This is a genomic window from Thermodesulforhabdus norvegica, assembly GCF_900114975.1.
In the GTDB taxonomy this organism is placed as follows: domain Bacteria; phylum Desulfobacterota; class Syntrophobacteria; order Syntrophobacterales; family Thermodesulforhabdaceae; genus Thermodesulforhabdus; species Thermodesulforhabdus norvegica.
The window spans coordinates 12,671-25,707 of the sequence record NZ_FOUU01000010.1; the positions used below are offsets into that span (position 1 = coordinate 12,671).

A 13,037-nucleotide genomic window follows, 5' to 3' on the forward strand; every position below is an offset into this window, starting at 1 on the left:
TAATGTCGGAGGGCTATAATTATGCAGCTTTCCAGAGAACCGGTTAATTCTCAGGCCCTTAAGATTCATCTGGAGCTTACCCGGAGTGTACCCGTAAAAATAAAACCCGTTTTTATGATTCTGAAAGAAGTGGTTTCGGGCTTCAGAGGCAAGGAAGCCGAAGCGGAAGAACTTCTCCAGGAATATCACCACAAATACGCAAACTGGCAGGTGGTTGTCGATGAGGCATGGCGATATACCGTTTCAAACATTAGCCTTATAGAAAAGCATCCCCTCAGAGGGCGTATTGTATTTCTCATTGCCCTCATGCTGTGGGATTCTTTTGTAAATTCTTTAAGGGCCGATACAAAGGCCCATGCGATGGACAGATTTCTGGCCTTCTGGCTTAAAATGCTCGAACGTTTCGGTTCAGACTTCGGCCGCCCCGTACCCGACAAAGCTCCTGAAATTGCAAGTTTGGATCTCCACGTAGAACAACTGGACGAAATCCACGAAGGAATTCTGAGGCATTTTCTTATAAAGCTTGTGAATCTTGACGAAGAAAATTTTGAATACCTCCTCAGGAGCTATTATTCCGTAAAGTCACTGGCCAATTCTCTCCTTAAGGTCTGGCATTCGGATTCCTCTTTTGTCGAGCTTCGTTCTCTTATGAACAGAATATTCAAGACTACTTACGATTTGTGGCTGTCCGTAGAAGACCCGTGCAAATGGCTAACCAGAACCTGCGATGGAGTCGGAAAAGAGTTCCTCGCTCGAAGTCTCGAGCATTGCAGCCCCATCAGCCATAAAAGCTTTTCAAGACACAGGACACAACTCGAGACCATTGCAGAAATCGATAACCCAAGAGAAGCGGTTGTAAAATTGCTGGAGCTTCCGGATCATCGGGACATAGTGAAGTATTACTCAAAACTGCCCGACATGCTTAAGCTGCACTCCGATGATGGTCTCGGGCGACGCTTGAGTATGCTTATGAGGTTGAAGATCCTGCAGACCCCGGGCCTTGAGTCGATCCATGAGGAGACTCTCAGAAGCATAAACCAGGAACTATCGCGATGGCTCAAAGACCAGAAAAACGACGATCTTTACGAAAGCGTGGACATGCTTCTGACTGCACTCGAGGAAGCGGTTGCGGCCCATCCAAAGGCGACCCTTCAGTGTCTTCATACGATCGGACTTGAAATAGTAAAGAGCGGAAATAAACAGCTTATCGATTCTTTCATAGAACGATTGATTTCCATGGGATTCCAGACGGCCCGGGTACAGGGCGTGAGCGATTACTGGCAGGTCAAGGTCAATGAAGCTCATCTTCTCAATATCAGAGTGTGGCTGGATCTGATAAAACAGGATCCTCAAAAAATGAGAAACCTGCTTTCTGCACTGATCGTCTATCTTTCACTTACCGGAACCTGCATCAGAGACACCGATTTGTTCCAGAGAGACATAAGCGAATTACTTCATGCACCGATTGCACCCGTCTATAACCTGGTAAAACAGCTGGCAAAGCTCTTCCCCGTATACTTTAACGAGATCGGAGCCGAAGGGCTTCTTCGAAACGTATCAACGGAAGTTGATGAAATTTACGGACGTGGAGACCCTCTTATTCACTTCCTCAGGAAGCAGAGTCATGTGGAAAGCAACAACCTTACGGTGCCCTTTATTGAAAACATCTTCCGCTTCTGGATTACGCTTAACAAGGAACACATAAAGCCCTTTCTGCCCGCTCACATTTATGAACAAATCGATCCAGATCACGCCTTCGTTCAGGGACCACACAGGCTTTTAAAGGCACTTCAGGATAACGACCTTCTGTACGATGTTGAGGATCTGCTGGAGGCGTCGTCGGAAAAAGTAGAGTCGGTATTTAATTCCGTATCCGATGTAACTGATGCAGAGAAGAAGCGAACAGGTCTGATGATCCGCTTTTATCAACTCCTCAAGGAAAAGTATGCACTCTCGGCGAAAGACATAAGGGAACATCTGAACAGAGGAGCTCAACTGGGCCTTCCCGACCCGTCTGCAGTTTTGAAAGCACTGGATGGGAATGATCCAATAGAGAAACTCGAAGCAATACTCGACTATCTTCGAAAGCTTCAGGAAATCATTCTGAAACCTTCAAAAATGGAAATTCAGGAAAATATATACCTGAAGCGGCATATAGCCGTAGATATCCCCTCAATGTACGGTTCTTACCACGAGAAGAAGTTCGACGCGCTGGGGCTCACTTTCAGGCTGGAAAATCTTGCAAACCTTCTTTTCGAAGAAATAATTCAGTCAATAGATCTGAGTTTCATCACCAGGGCCACCTTCTCAAGGATCGTGAAATTCATCCCCCTGTTTTTGAAGGCTCTGAACCTGGAGGGAATACATTCGGTTCAGCTTCAACGGTATCAGGAACTTTTCGAAAAGGCTTTACAGATCAGAAGATTTACCCATTCCCAGTTTATGGATATATTCAGAGGCTTTTCGGAATCGATTAACCAGATCATACACACTTATTACCACGTAATCCATGAGCCCAATCTGAATCTGGCAATAAAAAAATTGAAAGATGATGAGTACCTTCCCAAATTCGCCCGGATCGTGGAATGTGCCAATCCGGCAGAAAAAATCCAGATGATATCCGAGACATTTCTGAGAGATCTGGTGGCCCGTACTTTCGGCTTACAGTATTTTGATAATTTTGTGACCAATATCGTCGTGACCCTCTCTCATCAGAAGGCCACCTTTGTGGGCGAAGACCTCGACCTGCTTCTGAGCTACGAACCCGAGAAAACCATTTCCTGGATATACGACCCCACACCCCAGACCTTTGATCTAATACATCTGGGCAACAAAGGTTATAACCTTGCGGTGCTTCACTCCGCAGGCATAAATGTGCCTCCCGGCTTCATCATAACGACGGAATATTTCAGGTGCAGACGGGTAGTCGATCGGTTCCCGGAATCACGCAAGGACTTTGAAGCCAGGGTTATGTCTTTTATGCACAGGCTCGAGAAAGAAACCGGCAGGTGTTTTGGATGTCCGACCAATACACTGCTCGTCTCCGTCCGTAGCGGTGCCGCTATGTCCATGCCCGGAATGATGACCACCTTTCTTAACGTTGGCATAAACGAGGAAATAGTGGAAGGGCTTATAGATCAGACGGGACAGGCTTGGTTCGCATGGGATAATTACAGAAGATTTATACAATCCTGGGGCATGTCCTTCGGAATGCCCCGTGATGCTTTTGACGAAATAATGAGATTTTACAAGAAGAAATGCGGCGTTACCTATAAGCGGGAATTCTCGCCTGAACAGATCCGCACAGTAGCCCGTGCATACAGGGACGAACTTCGCAAAAACGGCGTGGATCTGACAGATAACCCTCGAGAGCAACTTTTCACGTCCATAAGACAGGTCATCGAATCCTGGTATTCGCCAAAGGCCAAAACCTATAGGCAGATTATGGGCATCTCCGACAACTGGGGTACCGCCGTGACCGTACAGACGATGATCTTCGGCAATCTGGACACCCGCTCGGGTGCCGGTGTTATGTTCACTCACGATCCCTGGACGGCAGAGGACATTATAGATCCCAACGGCGATTTCACCCTCGGAAACCAGGGCGAAGATGTCGTGGGCGGACTGGTCAAAACCCTGCCGATTTCCGAAAAACAGAGGCTCAAAGAGGTAGAGCCCCGTGAAGCTTCTCTGGAAATGCTCTTTCCTCGCATTTACAGAAGGCTTGTGGAAATAGCCGAGAAGCTCGTTTACGAACAGCACTGGGGGCCTCAGGAAATAGAGTTCACCTTCCAGGGAGACAGCGAAGATTCTCTGTACATTCTTCAGAGCCGGAACATGTCCCCAAGAATTCACCGCCGCTATCGAGTCTTCGTTCCAACCCCCGATCTCGAAGCCAGCTATCTTGCGAGCGGCATAGGGGTCAGCGGAGGGGCACTCTGCGGGCGAGTTGCCTTCGATGTCGAATCCATAGAAGAACTTCGCAGAACTTACCCCAACGATTACATAATACTCATAAGATCAGATACTGTACCGGACGACATAAAGGAAATATCCCTTGCCGACGGAATTCTTACGGGAAAGGGAGGTGCCACGTCTCATGCAGCCATAGTCGCTCACAGGCTCGGTAAAACCTGCGTGGTCGGATGTAGCAAAATGACCGTATGGGAATCTCAGCGCAGATGCGAAATCAACGGGTATCAAATAAAAACCGGCGACATACTGGGATTGGACGGAAGAAGCGGAGCTATTTACAAAGGGTTCCACGAAACAAGGTGGATGGACGTTGAAACCAGCGAGTAAGGGAGGTCTGGCAATATGGGTGGTGAAGATAAGTTCGTACCCCAGAAGCTTGGGATTAACGGTTTAGGACGAATTGGAAAGTTAACACTATGGCACCATGCAGAACGCCAATATTTTTCAGAACTTGTCGTCAACATAGGGAGACAGGCGGGTACAGGCCTTGAAGACATTGCTCACTTTATAGAAAAGGACTCCACCTACGGCGCTCTTCACACCTTTCTTTACGGTTGTCGAGCCAATCGGGTTATCGAAGAAATCAACGACCGTGAAGGCACGATGCGGGTAAACGGCGTCAAAGTCAAAATTCTAAGGCAACACCGCAATCCTGCTGACATAGGCTGGAAAGATCACGGGGTGGAACTGGTTGTTGACTGCACAGGTGCTTTTCTGGATCCCACGGTGCCGGAAAACGACTCCAAGGGTTCGGTCAGAGGCCATCTGGCTGCGGGGGCACGCAAGGTAATCGTTTCTGCTCCTTTCAAGATCAAGGATAAGAGTAAATCGATTCCCGAAGACTCTATTACCTGTGTGAAGGGTATAAACGACTCCGCCTACGACCCCAAAAAGCACGTTATAATTTCGGCGGCATCCTGTACAACAACCTGTCTTGCCTACATGATGAAGCCTCTACTTGACTACTTCGGTCCCCAGAGAATCCTCTCTGCATCCATGGCTACCGTTCACGCGCAAACGCCTTCCCAGCCTGTTTTAGACCGTCTTCCCAAGGCGGGTGCAACGGATCTTCGCAAAAATCGCGCCGTCGCCAACAACATAATCCTGACCACTACAGGGGCCGCCAAAGCTCTGGCTCTGGTCATTCCCGAAATGAAAAACATTGGATTTATTGCCGAGTCGGTCAGAGTTCCGATTACGACCGGCTCTCTGATCATTCTCGTGGTTCTCATACAGGACGAAAGCTTTTCCAATCCCGTCAACAGGGAATTAATAAACAGCATCTACAGAGACGCCGCAAAGAATTATCCTGAAGGTTACCTGATCTATTCTGAGGAACAGAACGTATCGTCGGACATAATCGGGGTACCGAGAGCCGCCGCAATTATAGAGGCTCATGAAACTCACACAAGAACCGCTGCGGTAAGGTTTGACCTGCAACAGGTCGTGAAGGCCATTGCGTCGGCACCTATCAACTCAAGCGGAGAAAGTGTAAGTGCCGAGTCCCTCAAAAAGGCTCTCCTCTCTCTTCAGGATGCAGGCCACAGCGTTTTGCAGATTCCCGTGACTCAGGCCGTAATTTACGGATGGTATGACAACGAACTCGGAAGCTACACCAATATGCTTGGCGATCTTACTGTGAGTATCGCCAAAAGCCTTGATTAAGCCTAAACCCTAAACCATAGGAGGTCCACCATGGCCGTCCGCGTTGCCATCAACGGCTTCGGTCGCATTGGAAGAATGATTTTTAGAGCAAACCTGGAACGAAAGGAACCCCTTGAAGTCGTGGCTCTGAACGACCTTGGGAGTCCTGAAGAACTGGCCTACCTGCTCAAGTACGACTCGGTACACGGAACCATACACAACGAAATTTCTGCAGAGGGAGAGTATCTGGTTGTTGACGGCAAAAAGTATCGATGTTGCCAGGTGGCAAACCCTGCCGACGCTCCCTGGAAAGATCTGGGGGTGGATATAGTGCTTGAGACGAGCGGCCGATTCAGGGACAGAGACTCTGCTCAGAAACACATTGACGCCGGGGCAAAAAAAGTCATCGTAGGCGCTCCCGGCAAGAAAATGGACGCCACCTTCGTTATGGGTGTAAACCACGAAGAGTACGATCCCAGAAACCACCACATAGTTTCGAACGCTTCCTGCACGACCAATTGCCTTGCACCGATCGTAAGAGTCCTTCACGATCACTTCGGGATCGTCCACGGATTGATGACCACGGTACATTCCTACACGATGGATCAAAGGTTGCTGGATGCCCTGCACAAAGACCGAAGGCGTGCCAGGGCGGCGGCTCTCTCCATGGTCCCGACAACAACGGGTGCGGCAGTTGCTGTCGCCGAAGTCATTCCCGAGCTCAAAGGGCGATTGGACGGATTGGCAATCCGTGTGCCTACACCAAATGTGTCGTTGGTCGATTTCGTCTGCGAGGTGGAAAAGGAAACGAGTGTCGAAGAGGTAAACCAGGCACTGGAAGCAGCCTCCCAGGGTCCACTCAAGGGCATCCTGCACGTTGAAAAAGAGGAGCTGGTTTCCTGCGACTTCAATCACTCCACCTTCTCGTCCATCGTGGACGCCGCTCTTACGAGGGTAATCGACGGAAAACTGGTCAAGGTCATGAGCTGGTACGATAACGAATTCGGATATTCCAACCGGATGATAGATCTGGCATTGCACATGGGAAAGGATCTTGAGTAGTTGTCCATCGGAAAGATGGAGGATGCGAAATGAAAACCCTGGATGATGTAAACCTGGAAAAAAAGGTTGTATTTCTCAGAGCCGACTTTAACGTGCCTCTGGATGAAAACAGAAGGGTTGCAGACGACACGCGAATTAAGGCAACCCTTCCTACCATAGAAAGAATTCTCCAATCGGGTGCCAAACTTCTGGTAGCATCTCACCTGGGAAGACCCAAAGGTAAGGTCGTTCCCGAACTGTCTCTGAAGCCTGTAGCGGATCACCTGTCAGGGCTTCTCGGAAATTCCGTACTCTTTGTAGAAGACTGCGTGGGCGAAAAGCGCAACGAGGCACTTTCTAAACTCAAGCACGGCGACCTTGCCCTTCTGGAAAACCTCAGATTTCACGAAGGGGAAACGAAAAACGACCCGGAATTTGCCCGAAGCCTTGCAGAGGGCGTGGACCTTTACGTAAACGACGCCTTTGCGGTATCCCACAGGGCTCATGCCTCCGTTCACGCAATTATAGAGTACGTTCCGGAATGTGCCGCCGGTTACCAGCTCTATAAGGAACTGGATTACTACCACAGAGCGCTCGAAACCCCAGAACGCCCCGTGGCCATTGTCATCGGAGGAGCAAAGGTATCCACCAAGATAGGAGTACTCGAAAACCTCCTTTCCCGATGCAACATCATGATAATAGGCGGTGCCATGGCAAACACTTTTATGAAGGCTCTTGGCAGGCCGGTGGGTGCCTCTCAGGTCGAAGATGACTACATCGAAACGGCAAGGGAATTCCTGAAAAGGGCGCAGGAATTGGGTGTCGAAGTTCACCTTCCTGTTGATGCCGTTGCTGCACCTTCTATCGATGCCGAAGCCGAAGCTATGGAGGTATCTCTGGATAACATTCCGGAAAATCTGGCAATCTTCGATGTAGGACCTCGTACGGTTGAGCTTTTCCGTGAAGCCATCGAGAAGGCGTCCACGGTGGTCTGGAACGGTCCAATGGGGGTTTTTGAAAAACCGGCCTTCGCCAGAGGAACGATGGAGCTAGCAAAGGCAATAGCGGAGCACAAGGGTCTCACGGTCGCGGGAGGCGGAGACACGGTATCGGCCCTGAACGAATTCGGTCTTTACGACAAAGTCGGATACGTATCGACGGGAGGAGGTGCCTTTCTTGAGCTTCTGGAAGGTAAAGCACTTCCGGGCGTAGAAGCGCTGGAAAGGTGTGGCAAGTAGACGGTAATCCCTGGGGCAGCCGGTAGCTGCCCCTTTTTCGCAAGAGGAGCACGTCACCATGGTCAGAAGGAAGAATCTCATAGCCGCCAACTGGAAGATGCATAAAACCGTTTCAGAAGCAGTGGGGTTTGTAAGGGAACTTCAGAAAAGCGTGGGAACCTTCGATGATAGAGAGGTTCTGATTGCTCCTCCCTTCACGGCGCTTTTAGCCGTTTCAAAGGAACTGTCCCGAGAGGATTTTTTTCTGGGAGGTCAAAACTGTCACTGGGAAGAAAAAGGTGCCTATACCGGCGAGGTTTCGGTGCCCATGCTGAAGGACGTTGGGTGCCGTTACGTAATCGTTGGTCACTCCGAACGACGCCACATCTTCAAGGAAGACGACGAGGTAATAAACAAAAAAGTGCGAGCAGCCGTGAAATGGGGATTGGTGCCCATACTGTGCGTCGGGGAAATGCTGGAAGAACGCGAGGCGGGGAAAACCTTTGAAATCGTTTCAGACCAGCTGGAAAAAGGGCTGAAGGATGTTGATCTCCTGGACGGCCGTTCTGTCGTTATCGCATACGAACCGGTCTGGGCTATAGGAACAGGCCGTACGGCCACGCCCGAACAGGCTCAGGAGGTTCACTCCTTTATCAGAGAGAAGCTTTCCGGTAGTTACGGAAAAGATATTGCGCATTCCGTGAGAATATTGTATGGAGGCTCCGTCAAGCCGTCCAACGTTGACGACCTGATGAAGGAAGAGGACGTTGACGGCCTTCTGGTGGGTGGAGCAAGCCTGGAGGTTGAATCTTTCAGGCGGATAATAGAATATCAGCAAAAAGGGTGATCGGGATATGCATGCATTGTTCGTGGTCTTTCACATCATTATCTGCATTATGTTAATTGCTATAGTGCTTTTGCAAACAGGCCGGGGAGCAGAAATCGGTGCGGCTTTCGGTGGTGCATCGCGAACACTTTTCGGTGCCAGTGGTGCCACAACGGTAATGGGGAAAATCACGGCCGTCGTGGCCATACTCTTCATGATTAACTGTCTGGTTCTGACCTATTATTCGGGAAGGCCCATATCCAAATCAATAATGGACAAACCCGTTGCCGAAGAGTCACTGCCGAAGGTGCCCGAGGCCAAACCCGTTCCCGTTCCGGTCACGAAGACCGAAGAACCTTCTTCCGGTGTGCCTGCTTCAACGACCGATCAGGCTACGACGGAAAGTGCTGATGAGAACGGTCAAAAGGTCAGGTAGGTTGTCTAAAATTTTTCGAATAAAAAGCTTGCCTTTTGCAGTCGATCATGTATAGTTGAAAGCGTTGTTTGATTGTTAAGTGAAGGAAGTTTTGTGAATTTAGATTTTGAACGGAAAATAAAAAGAGAAGAAGCGGGCGTGAGCGTTCGCGCCCGTTTTTTTATGGACGGCTGGGAAGATAGAAGTTCGGGTCCGGTCAGGCAATCGGATTTTCCGGAAGGCTTTCTTTCCGCCAGGTTAGATGATCTTTAATTTTTCAGGAGGTACGAGTAGGATGTCTGAAGGAAGGGTTAAGTGGTTTAACGAGAAGAAAGGTTATGGTTTTATCGAGACCGAGACTCAGGGCGATGTTTTCGTACATTACACCGCCATCGAAGGTAGAGGTTTCAGGACGCTCCACGACGGAGATCTCGTAAGCTTTGAGATCGAGCAAAGTTCAAAGGGGCCTCAGGCCGTTCGGGTCAAAAAGCTGAACGGCATAAGATAAGCCGCTCTAAAAATCGCTAACCGAAACTAAGGACCCGGGACTTTCGTCCCGGGTTTTTTTATGAACTCAATCAACGGGTCGAATCCTGCAGGGAATGCCTCTTAAGAGCGGCGTTCCGAATTCCTTCCCTGGTCGGCTACAATCGGTAATCCAGTTAAGGTTTGCTTCTGTCCACCTGTAACCTTTTTCGGGCCCATCTTCCGGGAACCACCACCCGTAAGCCGCAACAACGACGTCTTCACGAACCCCGGAATGATATCTGGCCTTTTGAACAACAGATCCCTTTGCAGTTTCTATATACATGGGATCACCCGAAGATATTCCGTATTTTTTAGCAGTCTCCGGGTTGATAAAAGCAAAGGGTTCGGGACTGTGCTTTCTCAAAACCTCGACCCATCGATAAGAAGAATGAAGATAGAAGGGATCCTTCCGACAGGTAAGTAAAAGGGGGAAGGCTTCCGTTTCGGTTCCCACATCATCATAAACCGGAAGAGCAGGAAGACCCAGTTCATCTGCCCTGGAAAGCAGGAGTTCCACCTTACCGGTCGGAGTTCGGAAACCCTTATCAAGATATTTCCGGAACTTTTCTTCTCCTCTCAGGATTCCTTTCTGCACAAACTCGTTATAATCGAGCCCGGAGGGTTTCAATACCTCATCGAGGAGAGCTTCATGGTCGTCGTACCAATATTCAGAGGGGGTTAGCCTTCTGCCCAGTTCGTTAAGGATCTTTATATCCGGCCAGCACTCACCGGGAGGATCAACTGCCCTGGGCCGGGCCAGGATGAAACCGTGCCCGAGGCCGTAATGTCCTATGTCGTTAAACTCAAACTGCGTTGCCGCCGGCAGGACAACATCTGCGTAGAGGGCCGTTGGGGTCAGGTAAATATCGGATACGGCGAGGAAGTCCAGCTTCATAATGGCTTCGAGGGTTCTGGGACCATCCGCCCAGGTCAAAAGCGGATTGGTGCACTGCATGTAAGCTGCCTTTATGGGATAGGGAATCTCTTCGCACACTGCCTTTCGGAAGAAAGCGGGAGGTACGGTCATAAGCCGTGGAATTGTGCCGAAATGGGCATGAACCATCTGTCTGGGCTTATCCGGAATTTTTTTCGCTTTGACGAAATCACCCAGGCGGGCTACCGGCGGGTCCAGGGCTTCAACATTTCCGCCGGGAACATCGAGGTTGCCGCAAATTGCCATAAGGCAGATCAGAGCACGGCAGGCATTAAAATTATTCGGAGTCTGTTCTATGGCATTACCCCAGGCGACGGCAGCCGGTTTGGCCGATGCATACAATCGGGCAGCATTTTCTATAAGATCCGAATCAACACCAACAAGAGGTGCCACGGAATGGGGTGAGAACTTTTCAACGTGGGTTGCCAGTTCTTCAAAACCGTGGGTCCATCGGGAGACAAACTCTTCATCGTAGAGCCTCTCAGAAACTATTACATTAAGCATGGCAAGGGCAAGTAAGGCATCCCGACCGGGTTTTACGGGTAGATAAAGCTCTGCACGCTTTGCCAGCCTGGTCTTCATCGGATCCACAACGATGAGTTTCGTTCCCGCAGCAAGACGATCCAGCAGGAGAGTTCCCATGAGGCCTTCTTCGTTAGTTGCAACGGGGTTGCTTCCCCACAGAAGTATTACTTCTGAATGGTGACGAAAGTCGGCTACGGGATAAAAACCGCAGGTATGAAGACCCGTAACTTCCCGGGGAGCATGACACACATCCTGTACGGCTACCACATTTGGCGAGCCGAAAAGATTGGCCAGACGAATGAGTACGAAATGCTCAAGCCCCTTGGGCATCCCCTGACAGAAAGCAACAGCCCTTGCGCCGTGCTTTTCCCTGACCCGATCGAGATTTTCCGCAATCAAACCAAGGGCCTCATCCCAGCTTGCCCTTCTCCACCTGTTTTCCCCTCTTTTTCCCGTCCTGATGATGGGATAAGTCAGCCGCGCCGGATGGTTCAGTTTTTCAACGGCACCGAAGGCTTTAGCACAGAGATAAGGCTTTCCGGTCCATCCACCGGGATCAGGATGCACCCTCCTTATGCCACTGTCGTCAATCTCTAACATGATCGGACAACCGCCATGATCCATTCGCCCACAGTGGGTTTTCAAAAGCCGCAGAGTCATTTCCCGAATCTCCTTAGATCAAATGTGAAGCTCTACGATGTCCCCGTCCTGAAGAACATAGTCTTTCTGAACCATCTGACCGTCGAATACGGCCTTACCCCATATTTTGGCGTACTTGAGTTTCTCCAGAAAATCCTTGTGTATCTTTCCGGCAAGCTCCTCCAGAGTACTATCCTTAGGAAGCACAAAAGGCTGGCTTAAATCGGGCTCTTTACCGGGCGCTTTGGTATAAACCCGAATTATGTCACCCAGTTCATAAATCTTCCTCAAAAAAAGCTCACCGTACTGATTATGCCTTGTCGAAAAAGGAATACAGGGTAGAGCCACCTGTGCGAGTTCCAAAAACACCTCAAAGTCTTCATAATCCTTTGGTGTATCGACTTTGTTCACCACAACACAACATTTCTTTACGAAGGGTCTTTTCTTCAAATCATCGGGGATGGGAAAACCCTGCGGATAAATCCTGAGGCTCTTCAGTACGGAGACCGTTTCTTCGTAGTGAAGAAAGGGATCATCCTTGATGTCCACGACAATTGCCAGAATGTCCGCACGCCTCATCAGGTCGGACATCCAGGGATCCACATAATCCGGATTTATCGGTGGAGTATCGATGAGCTGGAACTGAATATTTTCGAACTGGGCCATACCCGGCAGAGGCTTCCAGGTTGTGTGGGGAAAATCGGCAATTTCCGGCTGAGCCTTTGTAAGAACGGAAAGAATCGACGATTTACCCGTATTCGGTGGGCCGACGAGAGCGACCTGCAAAGCCCCTTCCTTTTCGATGACATAGGAAACATCCCTGCGAGAGGCTGACTTCTTCTGTTGAGCCTGGGCCTTGAACTTGGCAATCTTGCTTGTAAGAGCCGCGCGCAGTTTGTCCGTGCCCTTGTGCTTTGGCATAATGGTGAGCATTTCTTCAAGGGCACGGATTTTTTCCTCCGGAGTCTTTGCTTCTCTATATCTTTTTTCCGCTTCGAAATAATGAGGCGGAAGATTTGCAGGCATTTCTGACCACCTCACTCTTGATTTATTTTGTGAAAAAACACTAAAAGGAATCTCCGGAGTTTGTCAACGATGGGCATCAAGGCTTGTTTTAAAAGGAGAATGAAATGACTTGTCCCAAATGCGGCAAAGCTCTTTACCTGGTAAAAACCTGACGGGCCGTCTTCCTGCGCTGCAAGGATTGCGGCTCCGTTTTTACACCGGCAGAACTAAAGGACCAGCTTGACGATTCCCTAGAAATTACCCTGGGATCCTGCAGAGTGGACAGGA

The 13,037-nt window shown here is 49.6% G+C and carries 10 protein-coding genes; 8 read left to right on the forward strand and 2 right to left on the reverse strand.

The window, feature by feature from the left end:
* Window positions 1–21: 21 nt before the first annotated feature.
* The 8 genes from BM091_RS11615 (at window position 22) to BM091_RS11645 (ending at window position 9,626) form a co-directional block, all read left to right on the forward strand.
* Window positions 22–4,302 carry a PEP/pyruvate-binding domain-containing protein gene (locus BM091_RS11615; protein WP_093395962.1) on the forward strand — a complete coding sequence of 1,427 codons (4,281 nt, stop codon included), beginning with the start codon at window positions 22–24 and terminating at the stop codon, window positions 4,300–4,302.
* A 15-nt stretch (window positions 4,303–4,317) separates the two neighbouring features.
* Window positions 4,318–5,640 carry a type I glyceraldehyde-3-phosphate dehydrogenase gene (locus tag BM091_RS11620; protein ID WP_093395964.1) on the forward strand — a complete coding sequence of 441 codons (1,323 nt, stop codon included), beginning with the start codon at window positions 4,318–4,320 and terminating at the stop codon, window positions 5,638–5,640.
* A gap of 30 nt (window positions 5,641–5,670) precedes the next feature.
* A complete protein-coding gene (gene gap / locus BM091_RS11625; protein ID WP_093395965.1) occupies window positions 5,671–6,681 on the forward strand; it encodes a type I glyceraldehyde-3-phosphate dehydrogenase in 1,011 nt (336 codons plus the stop codon).
* A 29-nt stretch (window positions 6,682–6,710) separates the two neighbouring features.
* Window positions 6,711–7,898, forward strand: a complete 1,188-nt coding sequence (locus BM091_RS14340) for a phosphoglycerate kinase (RefSeq protein ID WP_093395967.1) — start codon at window positions 6,711–6,713, stop codon at window positions 7,896–7,898.
* 58 nt (window positions 7,899–7,956) lie between these two features.
* Entirely contained in the window at window positions 7,957–8,724 is a 768-nt protein-coding gene (tpiA, locus tag BM091_RS14345) for a triose-phosphate isomerase (RefSeq protein WP_093395968.1), read from the forward strand.
* A 7-nt stretch (window positions 8,725–8,731) separates the two neighbouring features.
* Window positions 8,732–9,139 (forward strand): preprotein translocase subunit SecG, encoded by a 408-nt coding sequence (secG, locus tag BM091_RS11640; protein ID WP_093395970.1) that lies wholly within the window; start codon window positions 8,732–8,734, stop codon window positions 9,137–9,139.
* A 93-nt stretch (window positions 9,140–9,232) separates the two neighbouring features.
* Window positions 9,233–9,391: a hypothetical protein gene (locus tag BM091_RS14005; protein ID WP_177193642.1), complete on the forward strand. Its 159-nt coding sequence runs from the start codon at window positions 9,233–9,235 to the stop codon at window positions 9,389–9,391.
* Window positions 9,392–9,413: 22 nt separating this feature from the next.
* On the forward strand, window positions 9,414–9,626 hold the full coding sequence (locus tag BM091_RS11645) for a cold-shock protein (protein WP_093395971.1): 213 nt from the start codon (window positions 9,414–9,416) through the stop codon (window positions 9,624–9,626).
* A 66-nt stretch (window positions 9,627–9,692) separates the two neighbouring features.
* On the opposite strand, the gene BM091_RS11650 is transcribed toward BM091_RS11645, so the two are convergent.
* Both BM091_RS11650 and BM091_RS11655 read right to left on the reverse strand, forming a co-directional pair.
* Entirely contained in the window at window positions 9,693–11,765 is a 2,073-nt protein-coding gene (locus BM091_RS11650) for a molybdopterin-containing oxidoreductase family protein (RefSeq protein WP_093395973.1), read from the reverse strand.
* Between the two features lie 18 nt (window positions 11,766–11,783).
* Entirely contained in the window at window positions 11,784–12,770 is a 987-nt protein-coding gene (locus BM091_RS11655; protein WP_093395974.1) for a TGS domain-containing protein, read from the reverse strand.
* Window positions 12,771–13,037: the final 267 nt, after the last annotated feature.

Excerpts from the sequence above, each read along its gene's own strand:
- BM091_RS11645 (WP_093395971.1), top strand. The coding sequence starts at position 9,414 with ATGTCTGAAGGAAGGGTTAAGTGGTTTAACGAGAAGAAAGGTTATGGT.
- BM091_RS11620 (WP_093395964.1), top strand. The coding sequence starts at position 4,318 with ATGGGTGGTGAAGATAAGTTCGTACCCCAGAAGCTTGGGATTAACGGT.
- BM091_RS14340 (WP_093395967.1), top strand. The coding sequence starts at position 6,711 with ATGAAAACCCTGGATGATGTAAACCTGGAAAAAAAGGTTGTATTTCTC.
- gap (WP_093395965.1), top strand. The coding sequence starts at position 5,671 with ATGGCCGTCCGCGTTGCCATCAACGGCTTCGGTCGCATTGGAAGAATG.
- secG (WP_093395970.1), top strand. The coding sequence starts at position 8,732 with ATGCATGCATTGTTCGTGGTCTTTCACATCATTATCTGCATTATGTTA.
- BM091_RS11655 (WP_093395974.1), bottom strand. The coding sequence starts at position 12,770 with ATGCCTGCAAATCTTCCGCCTCATTATTTCGAAGCGGAAAAAAGATAT.
- BM091_RS11650 (WP_093395973.1), bottom strand. The coding sequence starts at position 11,765 with ATGACTCTGCGGCTTTTGAAAACCCACTGTGGGCGAATGGATCATGGC.
- BM091_RS11615 (WP_093395962.1), top strand. The coding sequence starts at position 22 with ATGCAGCTTTCCAGAGAACCGGTTAATTCTCAGGCCCTTAAGATTCAT.
- tpiA (WP_093395968.1), top strand. The coding sequence starts at position 7,957 with ATGGTCAGAAGGAAGAATCTCATAGCCGCCAACTGGAAGATGCATAAA.